The following is a 16,318-nucleotide window of genomic DNA, read 5'->3' on the forward strand; positions in this document are numbered from 1 at the left end:
CTAGACCACTTTTCAAACGCACCAATGAAGTGCGATTTTTATATACTACTTTCGTCCAGACACCCCGCAGTTGCGGACTTAGCGCAAAAGATAGAGGCCCGCCATGGATCGCAAGCAAGTCTTGCACCAATTTGTACAACTTTATGCACTCCAACCTGAGCGGCTGAGTAAACAGGTGCGAATTGAGCAGGCGTTACGCCAAGCCATCACCCACCAGTGGCCTACGGGATTTCGATTACCCTCCCACCGGGCGCTGGCAGAGTCGATCAACGTTGCGCGCCAAACCCTGGCCCTGGCGATAGGTACGTTACTTGACGAGCAGTTATTGAAAACGGCCCATGGACAAGGCACTTGGACGTCGAAGCCGATAGCCCCCAGTGTTGTCAAAACAGATATTCAGCTCTCTCGACGTGCCCAGCGAGTACTACAAGGACCTGGTGCCAGCACCGTGCAAAGCGGTGCTTTTGTACCTGGCATACCGGATATTGCCCAGTTTCCAATGCGCAAGTGGCGTCAGCTCTATGCCAGCGTCACCGTGCCGCAAAATGCCTTACTGCTCTCTTACTCTACCGGTGGCTATGGGCCGCTTAAGCGCGCAATCCGTGAGTTTCTGGCGCGCTGGCGCAATATTCATTGTGATATTGAGCAGATCATCATCACCGATGGTACCCATAACGGCATTGAGCTATGCGCCATGGCATTGGCTGATGTAGGCGATACCGTGGCGATGGAATCGCCCTGTTATTGGGGGGCGCGCAACGTATTCACTGCCACGGGGCTTTCGATTGAGATGCTGCCTTGGTTTTCCGATAGTGGGCATGTGTTTCCGCAGACGACCGGTAATATTGCGCTCGCGTATTTGACCGGCTCTCATCACTATCCGCTTAGCGTGCCCACACGCGCTGCTCATAAGCAGCAGTTCTGTGATGCTTTATCGCCCACCTATGTAGTAGAGGATGACTACGAATTCACCCGAGACGATCACACTAACCTCCTGTTTGATCCAAACTCGGAACGCCATTTACTGGTAGGCTCATTCTCTAAGATGATGTTTCCCGGCCTGCGGCTTGGCTATTTAGTGGTGCCACGCCATTTGGCAGGCCCAATGAACCGCCTACGCAGCGAGCTATTTCGCGAAGGCCGTATGCTTGATCAAGCAGTATTGGCGCAGTTTATTTTTGATGGTGACTTAGACGCCTGGTGTCGCCGCATCCAGCGCGACTATTTAGGCCGCCAGCAGGTGCTGCACGACCAGCTCAGCTCACTACCCAAAGTACGCAATGTGTCCCCCCCGACTAGCGCGATTAGCTTGTGCGTTGAGTTTGAACCTGGGGTTAATGATGTGGCACTTGCCCAAGCATTGCTCAAAGAACACTTGATAGTTCGTCCGCTCAGCCCGGTGTGCGCTGAAAAGGACTCACGAACAGGGTTGGTGATGGGCGTGGGCATGCTATCGGGAGAGACGTTAGTGCGTGAAGCCCAGCGGCTGCGCCGCTGTTTAGAGTTACTACTTCGCTAGGCGGGGTAGGCTTATAACGTGTTCAGCATCACACTGTATGCCTAGTTACAAAAACTTATTCACAAGGATTTTGCCATGCGCCACCCTGTTGATAATTCGGTGCCCCTCGTGACGCTTCGCCTATTGATAGCGCTGTGCGCTGTACTGGTTGTTTCAGGCTGTGCAACCTTTGCTCCTAACCCACCTGAAGATCAGAGCAATATTTGTGAAATCTTTCGTGAGCAGCCGAGCTGGTATGACTATGCCCAGGAATCAGAAGATAAATGGGGCACACCCATTGCCACACAGATGTCATTTATTCAGCAGGAATCTTCATTTCGCAGCCATGTGCGCCCAGACCGCAAATATTACCTAGGCTTTATCCCCGGCCCACGCCCCTCTTCCGCCAAAGGCTATGCCCAAGCCCAAGACCCCGTTTGGGAGGAGTATGAGGATCAAGCGGGCAGCCTGTTTGCCCGCCGAACCCATATGAAGCACGCCACGGATTTTATTGGCTGGTATAACCACCGCTCACAGCAGCAGGCAGGTATCTCGCTGAGTAACCCTGAACACCTTTACTACGCTTACCATGAGGGCGCAGGCGGCTATCAGCGAGGTTCCTATCGCAGTAAACCCCATGTGCTGCGTGCAGGCAGCCAAGTGGCAACCCGCGCTAACCGTTATCAAGCGCAGCTCAACGCTTGCGAAGCAGAGTTTCAGTGCCGCAAGTTTTATCAAGTCTGGCCATTTTGTCGTAGCTAAGATCCCCGCTCATGTCTCTAATGAGTGGGTTGGCAGGGGTGTTAGTGAGTGGTGTGTTTTAAATATCACTGCTGTCTGGCGTGTTTGGCATGGTCAAACAATAACGGTAGCCATGCCAATGATGTCAGAACGCCTTACCGGGCGTAGCACAGCTAATTATCTTACAGGGAGTATCCCCAATATTTCGGAAACGATGTGGAACGCTTGTCTTGAAATAATAAGACTCCCCCGGCCCTAAGCGCCTGGCGGTGCTGCCAACAATGATTTCGATCTCGCCTTCTACGACAAAGCCAGCCTCTTCACCGTAGTGAGTAATCATGGCTTGCCCAGTGTCAGCCCCAGGCAAATAACGCTCAACCATAAACGCCAGCGCACGGTTAGGCCGATTGGCCCCGACAAGCTTGAAGGAAATATCGCCGGATGCGATATCAACCAAGTCATCCGCCGAGTAGAAAATCTGCTCCTGACTATCAAGATCCATCGTAAAAAAATCACCGACGCTCATAGAGAATGCGTTTAGGATTTTCTTCAGGGAACTGACTGATGGGCTAACTTTTCCTTGCTCTATTAGCGAAAGACTTGAGTGAGTGACCCCACACAACTTTGCCAGTTCACGCTGCGAAATCCCTCGCTGCTTGCGCAAGGAGCGCAAGCTCGCACCCACGTCATCCGACATGCTTTTTTCACTCCCTATCAATAAGTAAATTAAATTACGTTGACGGTCTATTGACGGGCACATAATAGCGCAAAAAAAACCCCACGGCTGTGGGGCAAGCTCTCAATTAACGTGGCGTTATGAAAAAATAATCGTCTTAATCAGCCTCAGTCATCATGTTCCGTTCAGGCACTACGGTTCAGGCACTACGGTTCAGGCACTACGGGCACTTGCTAACCCAGTGGCACCTTCCACTGTCTGCGGTTCATCTTCATAGGCGATACGGAAGCCGGTAAAGCCATAAAAAATCGCGAACATCGGACTCAGCAGCGCCAAAAAGGCGTAGGGCGCGTAGCTAAAGGCACTGACCCCAAGGGTGGCAAACATAAAGGCACCGCAGGTGTTCCAGGGAACCAGGGGTGATGTCATGGTGCCTGCATCTTCTACCGTGCGAGATAGGTTTTTCAGCTTGAGCGAGCGACGCTTGTACTCGCTGGCATACATACGAGCAGGCAGAATAATACTCAGATATTGATCGCAACCCACGACGTTAGCGGCCATTGATGTTGCTACCGTGGTAGCAATCAGGCTGCCAGTGGTCTTGGCCAGTTTGAGCAGACTTTCCACGATGGTGCGAAAGAACCCTGCTGACTCAAGAATCCCGCCAAAGCTCATCGCGATAATAATCAGCGAAACCGTCCACATCATGGCGCTAACGCCACCGTTGGTCAGCAGGTCGTCCACCGTAACGTTTCCAGTGTCTACCGCGTAACCTTCCACGAAAATAGTAAAGCTATCGCCTAGTGGGACACCCTGAACCAAAATCGCACAGATAATCCCCATCAGCGAGCCAACAGAAAGCGCGGGAATGGCGGGTACTTTCTTGATCATCATCACGATGACGGCTGCTGGCACCAGTAGCAGCCAGGGGCTGATGATAAACAGCTCATTGAGGCTCTGTTGTAACTCGGCTACTTGTGCTGCGCCATCGCCGGAAGGCGTCATGTTCAGGCCGATAATGGTGTAAAGCACCAGAGCAACCGCTAACGCAGGAACCGTGGTGTAAAGCATATAGCGAATGTGTTCGAACAGATCAACACCAACCACACCGGGCGCCATATTAGTGGTTTCGGAAAGCGGAGAAATTTTGTCGCCAAAATACACGCCGGAGATCACGGCTCCCGCGACCATTGCGGGGTTAAGGCCTAGCCCTTCACCGACGCCCATTAAAGCGATACCAATAGTACCCGCCGCTGTCCAGGCATTGCCGCCAGCCAGCGATACCAAACAGCAGATTAAGCACGCCGCGACCAAAAAGTAATCCGGTGCCAGAATACTCAGGCCGTAATAGATCATCGTGGGCACAATCCCACCGGCAATCCAGTAGCCAATAATGGTGCCGATAATGATCAGAATGACGATCGCCTGAGTCGTCAGGCCAATAGAGCGCATGATGCCCGCTTCAAGCTTTTTCCAGCGGCTACCCGTCGCAATGGCCACCGCGGTCGCCACAATCGCACTTAAAAACAGCGGCAAGTGCGGATCTGTTTCAAAGTAGCCGATAAATACGCCCAAAGATGCTGCCATAAACACAATGGGGATCATGGTCGCTTTCAAACTTGGGCGGGGAGTTTCTTGGTCTTCCTTAGCAGTGTGGTCAGTCGACATAATGTTCTCACTTAATGTTTGATTATTGGTCGTCGTATTTCCGTTAGGAAATCATTGCAGTGATGGCGACTCTGATCATTGTTATGCTTGTTTTTATTGGTTTTTCAGGCACAAGTCCCCCTCAGCGAGGGGGCACGGCATTTGCCGTGACACCTAGCGCTATTGAATCGAGTTCAATAAAGGGTGAAGTACCCAGACGAAGCTCGTTAAGAACTTCGATGGCTCAAACGCTTAGCGACATCCATACCGTCTTCACTTCACAGTATTTCTCCTGCGCGTGAAGCGATTTATCGCGCCCATTGCCGGACTGCTTAACACCGCCGAAGGGAACGGTCTGATCGATACCGGCCCAGTTATTTACGTATACCTGTCCGGATTGCAGCCGCCGAGAGACCCGCATGATGCGGTCAATATCTTGACTCCAAACGCCGGCAGCTAGGCCGTAATCACTGTCATTAGCCAGTGCAATGGCTTGCTCTTCGCTGTCGAACCCAAACACACTCAGTACAGGGCCAAATATTTCTTCGCGGCCAATGCACATGTCGGGAGTCACATCATCGAAGACCGTCGGTGGCAGGAAATACCCATTAGAATCGCTAGGTTCGCCGCCCAGTTTCAGGGTGGCACCTTCGCTTTCGCCTTGGCGAATATACGCCAGTACGCGTTGATACTGCGCTTCATCCACCATAGCACCCATGAAACTACCCGGATCGAGCGGGTCTCCAGGCTGCATATGCTCAGCAGCTTTTACTACGCGGGCCACAAAATCCTTGCGAATACTGTTTTCCACCAACAGGCGCGAACCGGCAATACAGACTTCGCCTTGGTTGTGGAAAATAGCTTCCGCCGCGCTTTTAGCGACGGCATCAAGGTGTTGGCAGTCGGCGAAAACGATGTTGGGGCTTTTGCCGCCGCACTCCAGAAACACGCGTTTCAGGTTGGATTGTCCCGCGTACTGCATCAGCTGTTTGCCCACACCGGTGGAACCGGTAAACGCTAGGCCATCAACCTGCATGGAAAGCGCCAACGCCTTGCCCACCGTATGGCCGTAACCTGGCAGCACCTGAAAGACGCCATCGGGAATACCCGCTTCCTTAGCAAGGTGGGCCAAGCGCAGCGCTGACAAAGGTGATTTTTCCGACGGTTTGAGAATGACGCTGTTACCCGCCGCCAGTGCCGGAGCAATCTTCCACGACGTCATCATTAGTGGGAAATTCCACGGCACAATGGCAGCGATAACGCCCATTGGCTCACGCAGTACCAGCCCTAGCGCACGATCGCCAGTAGGTGCTACTTCGCCGTAAAGCTTGTCGATACATTCCGCCTGATAGCGTAGGCAAGCCACTGTGCCTGCCAAGTCACCTAGCGAACTGGAAATCGGCTTGCCCATGTCCAACGTGTCTAACAGCGCCAGTTCATCGCGATGTGTCTCTACCAGCTCGGCTAGACGCAGTAGCACCCGCTTGCGCTTACTTGGGTGGCAACGTGACCAGACACCACTGTCAAAGGATGCACGGGCTGCTTGCGTCGCAAGCTCAGCATCTTGAGCATCGCAGCTGGCCACTTCAGCAATAACATTGCCGGTGGCGGGGTTAATGCTGGTCAGCTTGCTGCCATCGGCGGCAGCGACAAACTCACCATTAATGAAAGCGCGCGTTTCAAAGCTCAGTGATGCGGCTTTTGATTGCCAGTCGGCGAGGGTTTTCGGTGTATCTGCCGCCATTATGCACTCTCCATAGGGTGTGTTATCGCCAACTTTTCAGCGGTTTTATCCAACGCCAAACGCGCCTTGTTGACTAATTCATCAATTTCATCGCGGGTGATAATTAGCGGCGGAGACATCACCATGGTGTCGCCAACCGAGCGCATCACCAAGCCACTCTCAAAGCACAAATCACGACATAAATTGCCAGCGGAAAGAGACTTATCGAAGCGTTCACCGGTGTTCTTGTCGGCGACTATTTCTAGTGCACCAATCAAGCCTAATGAACGGGCTTCGCCCACCAGCGGATGCTCAGCCAGTTCCTGCCAACGCTTAGCCAGATAGGGCCCCAGTTCATCGCGGACTTTCTCGATCACCTGTTCACTTTCCAGCAATTCGAGGTTTTTAAGCGCAACAGCCGCACAGACCGGGTGACCGGAATAAGTAAAGCCGTGGAAGAACTCACCGCCGTCTTCGATCAGCGTATCGGCCACGCGATCTCCCACCAGCACCGCGCCAATGGGCAGATAGCCCGACGATAGCCCCTTGGCAATCGGCATCAGGTCAGGTTTTAATCCATAGTGAGTACTGCCAAACCACTCGCCTAAACGCCCAAAGCCACAAATGACTTCATCGGCAATCAACAGAATGTCGTACTTGGCCAACACCTCTTTCACCGCAGGCCAATAGCTGTCCGGTGGAATAATCGCACCACCTGCGCCCTGCACCGGCTCAGCGATAAAAGCCGCCACTTTATCTTCACCCAACGCCAGAATTTGCTCCTCCAACGCTTGGGCACACTGCTTGCCAAAGGCTTCCTGGCTCATGTCGCGCCCTTCACCAAACCAGTAAGGCTGGCAAATATGGGTAATCCCCGGCACACATGGGCCACCTTGATCATGCATTGGCGCCATACCGCCAAGACTCATGCCCGCGACAGTAGAGCCGTGATAACCATTTTCACGCGAGATAACCCATTGCTTTTCCGGCTTGCCTTTAATCGCCCAATAGCGTCGCACCATACGCAGCACGGTATCGTTGGCTTCAGACCCGGAACCCGTAAAGAACACATGATTGATATGCTCGGGTGCCAGCTCACTCAGCTTGGCGGCCAGCTTCACTGCCGGTGGGTGGGTGGTTTTAAAGAAGTTGTTGTAATACGGCAGTTGCTGCATCTGCTCGGTGCCGGCATCAACCAACTCCTGACGCCCGTAACCGAGATTGACGCACCAAAGACCCGCCATACCATCAAGAATACGATTGCCTTGGCTGTCGTAAATGTATACCCCATCGGCGTGGGTGATGATGCGGCTACCCTCTTCGCCAAGTGATTTAAAGTCAGTGAATGGATGAAGGTGATGTTGGCGATCCAACGCCTGGTAGTCCTGGGTCTGCATAGGTCAGTTCCTGTTCAAGTCGTTGCAACAAGCGTTCAGCTAGCAGCAAGCTGGGCGGCGCGTTGGGTACGATGCTGACGGCAGGCCGCCGCAAACCCCTGAAACAGTGCGTCATAGAAAGGATGTTCTTTAGGACGCCACTCCGGATGCCACTGCACAGCTAGGGCAAACGCAGCAGCGTCGCGCACGGAAATCGCTTCAACTAAGCCATCAGGCGCCCAGGCTTCTGCATCCAGCGCTGGTGCTAACTGATCAATCCCCTGCTGGTGAAGTGAATTCACCTCGGTATGCTCGCTGCTATAGAGCGCCGCCAGGGCACCATCCGGGCGAATCTTTACCGTATGAGAGGGTGCATAATGGCCCGCCATGTCGTCAGCGGGCGGCTCACGATGATCGAGCATGTCTGGTAGCGTTTGAACTGCCTGATGAAGCGTGCCTCCTAAGGCGACATTCATTTCCTGAAAGCCGCGACAAATGCCAAACAGAGGCAACGCCTGACGTAACGCCTCGTGCACCCAGCAAAGTGCCGCTTCGTCGCGCCGTGCGTCAGCACGAGTATTCTCTGGGGCGCGTTCAGCACCATATCGGTCAGGAGCGACGTTGGTATAACTGCCCGTTAGAAGCAAGCCATCCAGGCTGCCCAACAGAGCAATGGCCTGTTCCGCACGCTGCTCGGGCGTCAACGTATCGGCGGCTAACACAGGAAGAATCACCGGCGTGATGCCGTAGTGGTAAAGCGCCTGCAGGAATTTATCGGTCACTATCTGCGCAGGATGGCCTTCCACTTCTCGACAGCAGGCGATAACACCCACCAGTGGGCGTGGGGAATGCGTTGCTTGCATAGTCAAACCACTTTGTCAGTTGTTATGTTTTATTCAACAGTCACTTCAACATAGCGTGGCTTGTTTTATTTTCCAATAGCAAAATAGAATTTTTATGAAAAAACACTATAACTAGCTGATAGAAAAGATATTAAAAAACAAAATTGTTATCAGCTAAAAATAATACAACCATTTTTGTTATTAAATATTTGACACGAACGGCTACCGAAGCAAGGATACTGTTAGCAGAAACACAACTAAAACGGCATAAAAATAAGGTACAACGTATGTCCTCTGCCAATAACACAGACGCTCAAAACGTAGCCTCGGACTTTCTTGACAGTCACCCAGAGATCACCAGCATTGACCTGTTAATCAGTGATCTTAACGGCGTCATTCGTGGTAAACGCATTCCTAGCGATAACCTTGGCAAAGTGTTTGAAAAAGGCATCTATTTGCCTGCTTCGGTATTTGCGTTGGACATCAATGGCAACACCGTTGAAGAGACCGGACTTGGACTTTCCAGCGGCGACGGCGACCGGGTATGTCGCGCCATTCCCGGCACGCTCAATCCGGTCACCTGGATGAATAACAGCCAGTATGGCCAGCTATTGATGACCATGGAGGAGATGGATGGCTCGCCATTTTTTGCCGACCCTCGCCAGATTCTGCGGCGCATTCTTGAGCAGTTCTCCGACCGTGGCTTAACCCCCGTTGTCGCCCTTGAACTAGAGTTTTATCTGGTTGATCGTTTACGCGACGAAGAAAACTTGATTCAGCCACCGCAATCGCCTTGCAGCGGTGAGCGCGCCACTCAAAGCCAGCTGTATTCGGTGCTGGAACTAGACGAGTACGCTGAGTTTATCAATGACTTGCAGAGTGCCGCCCAGGCGCAAGGCTTGCCGCTGGATACGGTATTAAAAGAGTGTGCGCCCGGCCAGTTTGAAGCCAACCTTATTCATACAGATGATGCGTTAAGCGCCTGCGACCATTCGGTACTACTCAAGCGACTGATCAAGGGCGTTGCATTAAAACACGGCTTTGAAGCTACCTTTATGGCCAAGCCTTACGGCTTAGAAGCAGGTAGTGGCACTCATGTTCACGTCAGCCTGGTAGATAGCAACGGACATAATATCTTTGCCGAAAACGGCGACGAGCCGCTGGAGAGCTCCGCACTGCAACACGCGGTAGGTGGGCTGTTGGAACTGATGCCAGACTCCATGGCACTGCTGGCCCCCAACCTCAATTCGTTCCGCCGCTTTCAGGAAGGGCTCTATGTGCCCATGGCACCTACCTGGGGATACGACAACCGCTCTGTGGCCATACGCGTCCCCGCTGGACCAAAAGAAGCGCGGCGCATAGAACACCGAGTGGCGGGTGCCGATGTTAATCCCTACCTGTTACTGGCCACCGTGCTGGCCTCTATCCACCATGGCCTAACTCAGCAGATTGCACCTGCGGAGCCAATCATCGGCAACGCCTATGACCAAATAGCACCTCAGTTGACTAACAGCTGGACCCAAGCGTTGCATCTGTTGAGCAACAACCGTGTACTTGGCGAACAACTTGGCGAAGACTTTATTGAAGTGTTCATTGCCAACCGTCAGGCAGAGCGCGCCGAAACTATGCGCGAAGTTAGCGCCATGGAGTATGACTGGTACCTGCGGCACGTATAAGCTGATAAACCACTAATAGAACAGAGAGAGGCGCTGCTCAGCGTCTCTCTCTTATTACTTCTGCCTATCTTATGCTGCTCCCCCATCCTTCTATTAGCTTTTTATTCCGTGTTATCTGTGAGCATCCGTGGCAAATAAAAACGGGCTAACGAACGTATTCGCCAGCCCGCTTCCAAGCAACCATCAAACTAATCAGCGCTAAACAGCCAGCCGGTCACGCATGGCGTAGAACCACGCCCCCATTGCGGAAAGCGGAACACGTAACAGCCGTCCGCCGGGCATTGGCAGATGGGAAATCTGAGCAAAAGCTTCAAAACGTGTTTCTTCACCACTGATCGTTTCTGCCACTAACTTGCCAGCCAAATGAGAACACGTCACCCCGTGGCCAGAGTACCCCTGAGCGTAGTAAACGTTGCTATTAATGCGGCCGAACTGGGGCAGGCGGTTGAGTGTCAGCAAAAAGTTTCCGCTCCAGGCGTAATCGACGCGGACATCGCCAAGTTCTGGAAAGGTAGACAGCATTTTCGGCCGAATAGCTGCCTCAATACTGGCGGACTCCTGCCCGCCATAGTTCACCCCGCCGCCATACAGCAAACGGTTATCAGCGGTCAGGCGATAGTAATCCAATAGATAATTACAATCCTCTACCGCTTTATCGTTAGGTAGTAATCGTGCAGCTAACTCTGCAGGCAACGGCTCAGTAGTAATAATCTGGGTGCCGCACGGCATCGCTTTGCTTTCCAGCTTGGGTAGCAACCCTTGCAAATAGGCATTGCCAGCCATGACAACCCGCTGAGCGGTCACGCGCCCCTTGGGCGTATGCAGCGTCACCGGCTCACCATGCTCTACACGAGTCACGGGGGAGTGCTCAAAAATCTTGCCACCCAACGACTCCAACGCCGCCGCCTGCCCCAGCACCAAATTGAGAGGGTGAAGATGCCCACCAGAGTGATCCACCAATGCCCCCACATAACGGTCGCTGCCTATTTCTCGTTTGACCTCTTCACCTTCCAACAGCTCAAGTTTCTGATGGCCATAGCGCTCCCATAAGGCTTTTTGCTCCTTTAAGCCTTCCCACTGCTTCTTGTTACAAGCGGCAAACAAGTTGCCTTCTTTTAGGTCGCAGTCGATCTGATACTTTTCAATGCGCTGACGGATAATCTGGTTACCCTCAAATGCCATCGCACCCAGCGCCCGAGCGGTTTCAGCGCCGTTTTGTTTCTCGATAACATCCATATCACGGCTATAGCTATTAACGATCTGGCCACCGTTGCGCCCGGACGCCCCAAAGCCAATCGCCACGCTTTCCAGCACCACCACACGGTGGCCACGCTCCGCCAAATGTAGTGCTGCAGAGATGCCCGTAAACCCAGCCCCCACGACACAGACGTCACATTCAACATCCCCCTCCAGCATGGGCCTTTGAGATGTGGAGTTTGACGATGCCGCGTAGTAAGACGCGACATGACCAGAAGACGCTTGAGGTTGCATTTGCCACCTTCCTTTTGTTGATTATTTTAACCAACTCGATCATATAGACCGACGTACGAATGCGCAAGCAACAGCATTCAATGGGCTTACAGAGGAGAACAACACCTTTTTCCATAAGATAAATGTTATTAAAAAAGCAACACTCGGACATAAAACACACGTTCATCACGCTGAAAATAATCACCGCACGTTTTTATGCACCGCTCCCATTGAGGGTGAGGCCACGTGCTTCCTGTTTGTGTCGTATTACCGGGTACGATTGAGGCACAACTCGCTGCTATTGCTAGCGTTGATAACCGCAGCAGCGTAACGCTAGAGCAGCTGCCTATACTCACCATAGCCCCCACCGGAGACCGCTATGGATTATCAACACTACCGCACCGCCCTTGCCGAGACGCTTGCCCAAAGTGAGCTGCCCTTTGCGCCTGCCGAATACCAAACGCGCCTAGAAAAAGTGCGCCATGCAATGACACAACGCGGGCTAGATGCATTACTGCTCACCGACCCTGCCGACATTAACTACTTAACCGGCTATCACACCTTCGAGGTATCGGTACACGCCTGCTTAGTGTGCACACCTACACAGTTGGTACTGCAGGTGGCATCCATTGAAACAGGGGCGGCAGTGGTCACCGTCCGTGTCGACGAAATCATTGGTTACCGATGGGAAAACCTGGATGAGATCATCACGCCGCTCGCGGACTTACTAACTTCTTGCAAGCAAATTGGCATTGATGGCTGGAGCAGCGGTTTACGAGTGGGCGTGATGGACGCGCTGGCCCGCTCAGTAGGTAAGGAGCGCTTCTGTGAAGCAGGCGACCTGCTCGATACGATTCGCATTGTTAAAAGTAGCGCCGAAATTGAAATGCTCAGCGAAAGTGCACGAATCACTGCGGCAGGTTTAGAGGCTGCGATGGCCGCTATTCGCCCAGGCATGACTGATAACGATATTGCGGCCATCGGCGCTAAAGCACTGCTAGAGAACGGTAGCGAGTTCATGAGTTTGCAACCTATCGTGACCAGCGGGCACCGTATCGGCGTGATTCACGTTAACCATAAGCGTCGCGTAATTCAGCCCAATGAACCGATATTTTTAGAATTCGGTGCCGCTTACCAACGCTATACCGCCCCGATGATGCGCACAGCGGTGACAGGAAAGCCTAATACCGAGTTAACCGCTACCCGCAACTTGTGTCGCTCGCTGTTCGAGACACTGTGCAGTCATATGAAACCAGGCAACACCTTTGATAATGCCGCGAAGGCAGCGGATGCATTGCTGGCACCTACCCGTGATCAACTGTTCTTCTCGGGGGTGTTTGGCTACGCGGTGGGTGCGCAGTTCCCTCCTAGTTGGGTTGAAGGCACCGGCTATATTGCCCAAGGCCTACATCGTCCCTTCGAAGAGAACATGGTCTTCCACTTACCGCTCTGCCTTCGCGTTCCTGGCCAGTGGGGCGTAGGGATCAGTGATACCGTGGTGGTCACTCAACACGGTGCTGAGCCACTGACCAACAACGATTGGCAGCTCTATCAGGCAATCGATAAATAGTGAATAGATAACCGCGCGAATAACCTAAGATTGACAGTATGGTTAACCAGCGCTATCTTCACCAAAGATGCAAATGAGAAACACTATCTTTTAAGTTATCTCATTTATCTGAGGTGACGATCAGTTGAGGTAACGATAAGTACTGTGATGTGAGCAAGTACTGTGATGCGAGTAAGTACGATGGAAAAGTCCTATGGAAAAGCACCATGACTAGTGAGCAGCGCCAGCTTCGTCAAACGTTGATTTTTTTACGCACCTCTTTCGAAGCAGTGCAACACTCGATTGCCGGTCGGCTAGACGACCCGCTGCCCTGCTGGCTAGACACCAGCATGCTCACCCTACTGTCACGGGAACTAACCCGCTGCAGCCAGCAAGCGAAGCCGCTCTTCGCCCCTCCCGTCACCGAGCAAATATTCATTGCCTCACAGCAGTGTGACTTACTCCTTAAGCAGTGCCCCGGCGTGCTGAACAGCGCCGTTTGCCACCGCCAGTTAAGCGCCATCATGCTGGCGCTGACCAACGCTATTGAACACATCAACACACCAGCCAAGCGCCGCTGGCCTTGGCAGAAAGCCTAAGCAACCATTTACCAAAACCCTGGTTTAATGCGTTGCCGGGGCTTTGTTTTGCCTTCAAAAACCTCATTCCATGACTGCTTCATAATAGTAGGCAATTACTGAGTTAGCATTTCCTAGTAAACTGGTCTATTCTGTTCGCCACGATGTAATTGACCGTTTCCAAAAGGAGTTTGCTCATGGCGTATGAAACGCTTTTCACCCCTCTTCAATTGGGTAGTTTATCGCTCCCTAACCGAGTCATCATGGCTCCTCTGACACGCTCGCGCACCCCAGACAGCGTGCCGGGCACCTTGCAGGAAGCCTATTACGGCCAGCGGGCAGGCGCAGGCCTGATTATTAGTGAAGCCACCAATATTTCCCCCACTGCCAAGGGTTATGTGTATACACCAGGCATCTGGACAGATGAACAAGAATCAGGCTGGAAAGGCGTAGTGGATGCGGTGCATGCCAAAGGCGGCCGTATCGCGCTGCAGCTGTGGCACGTTGGGCGCGTATCCCATGAAATGGTGCAACCAGATGGTCAACAGCCTGTTGCCCCTAGCGCGTTAAAAGGCGAAGGCGCTCAGTGCTTCGTTGAGTTTGAAGATGGCACGGCTGGCCAGCACCCTACCAGCACACCCCGCGCACTGGAAACCGATGAGATCCCCGGCATCGTCAATGACTACCGCCAAGCGGCGGTTCGCGCCAAACGCGCAGGCTTCGATATGGTGGAAGTTCACGCGGCTAACGCTTACCTGCTTAACCAGTTCCTGGCCACCGGTACCAACCAGCGAACTGATCAGTATGGCGGCTCGTTGGAAAACCGCGCCCGCTTCCCGTTGGAAGTGGTCGACGCGGTGGTTGAGGTATTCGGTGCAGAGCGTGTGGGCATTCGCTTGACGCCCTTTATCGAACTGTTTGGCCTAACGGATGATGAGCCTGAAGCCATGGCCTTCTATCTGGCAGATCAGCTGTCCAAACGCGGCTTGGCCTACCTGCATTTAAACGAGCCTAACTGGATCGGTGGCGACATCACCTTCCCTGATGGCTTTCGAGAGCAAATGCGCGAGCGCTTTAACGGCAGCCTGATTTACTGCGGCAACTACGACGCAGAACGCGCGGAAACGCGCATTAACCAAAAAACCGCGGATGCCGTGGCCTTTGGCCGCCCTTATATCGCCAACCCCGACTTGCCGGAACGCTTCCGAGTGAATGCCCCCCTTACCGAGCCGAACCATGAAACGTTCTACGGCGGTGATGAAAAGGGCTACACCGATTATCCGTTTATGGATAACGGCTACGATCGTATTGGCTAGATTTCTTGTTAAGCCGGAACCCTTATGAACGAAAAGCATCACTTAGGTGGTGCTTTTTTTATGTCTGAACGCGTCAAAACGCTGCTAGGCTATTGATTCTATCGTTTTAACATACTGGTGAGTCATGTTCGGTTCGCTAATCGCCCTGCTGGTGTCACTCCTGCTTGTTGGCCTTACTGCCACCACGGGAGCACGTTTCCGCCCTGATGGCTGGTATCGCGAGCTGCGCAAACCCAGCTGGACACCACCTGATATCGCCTTCCCGATCGCCTGGGGCATCCTTTATTTATTGATGGCCATTGCGGCGTGGCGCATTTATATGGCCGATGACTCTCCGTTTCGCACCGCTGGTCTGGTCGTATATGGCCTGCAATTACTGGCCAATGCGGCGTGGTCATGGCTGTTCTTTGGGCGAAAGCAGATCACCGCAGCGCTGGCAGATATCGTGCTCCTGTTGGGGTTCATTACACTAGCCATAGTGCTATTTGCTAATGTGAGCCTGTTGGCTGCTTGGTTGATGGTGCCTTACTGGCTTTGGGTGGCGCTTGCGTTAACGCTGAATGCCGCTATTTTACGATTAAATAATAGGGCCTAAGCGCCGACAGATAGGACTCAATGAGATGGATATCACTTCACTTCCGTTCTTGCTCGCTATTGCATCATTAGTGCTTGGGGTCGTGGCTGCGGCTATTTTCGTTTATGTGGTGATGCCCAAACAACGCCGCGCCAAAGCAAAGGCTGCCACGCCGCCGCCAACACCGAAAGCAGAGCCAAAGCCTCTTTCGGCTGAACCAGCAGACCCAGTGCCTGCAAAGCGCTCCGAGAAAGTAAAACAACACTCTCTATTTGTCATTTTTTCTCACCCCGATGCGACGACAGACGAACGCCTGGCCGAATGGCTACGGGGAAAAGAAGCCAGTTATGATGCAATCAAAAAGGTTTTCTTCATCAAAGGCAAACAACCCTCGAACCCGATCACGATCGCCAACGCCTTTCCACCTGGAGAAATGCCCGATCTACTGAAAGGGGAAACCCACGAACCCATTCGTGGGATTAGCTTGCTGGTTAAGCCGCCACTACATAAACGTCGCAATCAGCAGATGTACGTTTATGTAGAACTCGCTAAAGAGTTAAACGATGCCTTTAGCGGCAACTTACTCGATGCCGAGCAGCAGCCCGCCTCAGAGTCGACTTACGCACACATTATTGGTTGACCTGGTTAGCTA

At 52.8% G+C, this 16,318-nt stretch carries 14 protein-coding genes; 8 read left to right on the forward strand and 6 right to left on the reverse strand.

What is annotated here, in order from left to right:
• Positions 1 to 103 precede the first annotated feature (103 nt).
• On the forward strand, positions 104 to 1,519 hold the full coding sequence (locus B6A39_RS16245; protein ID WP_083007291.1) for an aminotransferase-like domain-containing protein: 1,416 nt from the start codon (positions 104 to 106) through the stop codon (positions 1,517 to 1,519).
• Between the two features lie 75 nt (positions 1,520 to 1,594).
• On the forward strand, positions 1,595 to 2,260 hold the full coding sequence (locus B6A39_RS16250; protein ID WP_083007293.1) for a transglycosylase SLT domain-containing protein: 666 nt from the start codon (positions 1,595 to 1,597) through the stop codon (positions 2,258 to 2,260).
• 124 nt (positions 2,261 to 2,384) lie between these two features.
• Here the strand turns inward: B6A39_RS16250 and B6A39_RS16255 are convergent, their stop codons facing one another.
• From B6A39_RS16255 to B6A39_RS16275, 5 genes are all read right to left on the reverse strand, one after another.
• Positions 2,385 to 2,936 (reverse strand): cupin domain-containing protein, encoded by a 552-nt coding sequence (locus B6A39_RS16255; RefSeq protein ID WP_083007295.1) that lies wholly within the window; start codon positions 2,934 to 2,936, stop codon positions 2,385 to 2,387.
• Positions 2,937 to 3,128: 192 nt separating this feature from the next.
• Positions 3,129 to 4,583, reverse strand: coding sequence for a Na+/H+ antiporter NhaC (gene nhaC / locus B6A39_RS16260; protein ID WP_083007297.1), 1,455 nt, complete (start codon positions 4,581 to 4,583; stop codon positions 3,129 to 3,131).
• 223 nt (positions 4,584 to 4,806) lie between these two features.
• Positions 4,807 to 6,306, reverse strand: a complete 1,500-nt coding sequence (locus B6A39_RS16265; RefSeq protein WP_083007299.1) for an aldehyde dehydrogenase — start codon at positions 6,304 to 6,306, stop codon at positions 4,807 to 4,809.
• On the reverse strand, positions 6,306 to 7,682 hold the full coding sequence (locus B6A39_RS16270) for an aspartate aminotransferase family protein (protein ID WP_083007301.1): 1,377 nt from the start codon (positions 7,680 to 7,682) through the stop codon (positions 6,306 to 6,308). The genes B6A39_RS16265 and B6A39_RS16270 overlap by 1 nt, the downstream gene beginning before the upstream one ends.
• Before the next feature lie 35 nt (positions 7,683 to 7,717).
• The gene (locus B6A39_RS16275) at positions 7,718 to 8,524 is read right to left on the reverse strand and encodes a gamma-glutamyl-gamma-aminobutyrate hydrolase family protein (protein ID WP_083007302.1); all 807 of its coding nucleotides are present in this window, start codon (positions 8,522 to 8,524) and stop codon (positions 7,718 to 7,720) included.
• A gap of 266 nt (positions 8,525 to 8,790) precedes the next feature.
• Between B6A39_RS16275 and B6A39_RS16280 the strand changes: the two genes are divergently transcribed.
• A complete protein-coding gene (locus B6A39_RS16280; protein WP_083007304.1) occupies positions 8,791 to 10,179 on the forward strand; it encodes a glutamine synthetase family protein in 1,389 nt (462 codons plus the stop codon).
• A gap of 198 nt (positions 10,180 to 10,377) precedes the next feature.
• Here B6A39_RS16280 and B6A39_RS16285 read toward each other — a convergent pair whose 3' ends face one another.
• A complete protein-coding gene (locus B6A39_RS16285) occupies positions 10,378 to 11,670 on the reverse strand; it encodes an NAD(P)/FAD-dependent oxidoreductase (protein ID WP_083007306.1) in 1,293 nt (430 codons plus the stop codon).
• Between the two features lie 358 nt (positions 11,671 to 12,028).
• Here B6A39_RS16285 and B6A39_RS16290 point away from each other — a divergent pair, with 358 nt between their 5' ends.
• The 5 genes from B6A39_RS16290 to B6A39_RS16310 all read left to right on the forward strand — a co-directional run bounded on the left by B6A39_RS16290 (position 12,029) and on the right by B6A39_RS16310 (position 16,306).
• Entirely contained in the window at positions 12,029 to 13,219 is a 1,191-nt protein-coding gene (locus B6A39_RS16290; RefSeq protein WP_083007307.1) for a M24 family metallopeptidase, read from the forward strand.
• Between the two features lie 206 nt (positions 13,220 to 13,425).
• Positions 13,426 to 13,797 (forward strand): hypothetical protein, encoded by a 372-nt coding sequence (locus B6A39_RS16295; protein WP_083007309.1) that lies wholly within the window; start codon positions 13,426 to 13,428, stop codon positions 13,795 to 13,797.
• A gap of 176 nt (positions 13,798 to 13,973) precedes the next feature.
• Positions 13,974 to 15,092: an alkene reductase gene (locus B6A39_RS16300; protein WP_083007311.1), complete on the forward strand. Its 1,119-nt coding sequence runs from the start codon at positions 13,974 to 13,976 to the stop codon at positions 15,090 to 15,092.
• 124 nt (positions 15,093 to 15,216) lie between these two features.
• The gene (locus tag B6A39_RS16305; protein WP_083007313.1) at positions 15,217 to 15,687 is read left to right on the forward strand and encodes a TspO/MBR family protein; all 471 of its coding nucleotides are present in this window, start codon (positions 15,217 to 15,219) and stop codon (positions 15,685 to 15,687) included.
• 25 nt (positions 15,688 to 15,712) lie between these two features.
• Positions 15,713 to 16,306 (forward strand): cell division protein ZipA C-terminal FtsZ-binding domain-containing protein, encoded by a 594-nt coding sequence (locus tag B6A39_RS16310; protein WP_083007315.1) that lies wholly within the window; start codon positions 15,713 to 15,715, stop codon positions 16,304 to 16,306.
• Positions 16,307 to 16,318: the final 12 nt, after the last annotated feature.

This window comes from Halomonas sp. GT, assembly GCF_002082565.1.
Taxonomy (GTDB): domain Bacteria; phylum Pseudomonadota; class Gammaproteobacteria; order Pseudomonadales; family Halomonadaceae; genus Vreelandella.

Coding starts and splice junctions, on each gene's coding strand:
- B6A39_RS16245 (WP_083007291.1), top strand. CDS start 104: ATGGATCGCAAGCAAGTCTTGCACCAATTTGTACAACTTTATGCACTC.
- B6A39_RS16250 (WP_083007293.1), top strand. CDS start 1,595: ATGCGCCACCCTGTTGATAATTCGGTGCCCCTCGTGACGCTTCGCCTA.
- B6A39_RS16255 (WP_083007295.1), bottom strand. CDS start 2,936: ATGTCGGATGACGTGGGTGCGAGCTTGCGCTCCTTGCGCAAGCAGCGA.
- nhaC (WP_083007297.1), bottom strand. CDS start 4,583: ATGTCGACTGACCACACTGCTAAGGAAGACCAAGAAACTCCCCGCCCA.
- B6A39_RS16265 (WP_083007299.1), bottom strand. CDS start 6,306: ATGGCGGCAGATACACCGAAAACCCTCGCCGACTGGCAATCAAAAGCC.
- B6A39_RS16270 (WP_083007301.1), bottom strand. CDS start 7,682: ATGCAGACCCAGGACTACCAGGCGTTGGATCGCCAACATCACCTTCAT.
- B6A39_RS16275 (WP_083007302.1), bottom strand. CDS start 8,524: ATGCAAGCAACGCATTCCCCACGCCCACTGGTGGGTGTTATCGCCTGC.
- B6A39_RS16280 (WP_083007304.1), top strand. CDS start 8,791: ATGTCCTCTGCCAATAACACAGACGCTCAAAACGTAGCCTCGGACTTT.
- B6A39_RS16285 (WP_083007306.1), bottom strand. CDS start 11,670: ATGCAACCTCAAGCGTCTTCTGGTCATGTCGCGTCTTACTACGCGGCA.
- B6A39_RS16290 (WP_083007307.1), top strand. CDS start 12,029: ATGGATTATCAACACTACCGCACCGCCCTTGCCGAGACGCTTGCCCAA.
- B6A39_RS16295 (WP_083007309.1), top strand. CDS start 13,426: ATGACTAGTGAGCAGCGCCAGCTTCGTCAAACGTTGATTTTTTTACGC.
- B6A39_RS16300 (WP_083007311.1), top strand. CDS start 13,974: ATGGCGTATGAAACGCTTTTCACCCCTCTTCAATTGGGTAGTTTATCG.
- B6A39_RS16305 (WP_083007313.1), top strand. CDS start 15,217: ATGTTCGGTTCGCTAATCGCCCTGCTGGTGTCACTCCTGCTTGTTGGC.
- B6A39_RS16310 (WP_083007315.1), top strand. CDS start 15,713: ATGGATATCACTTCACTTCCGTTCTTGCTCGCTATTGCATCATTAGTG.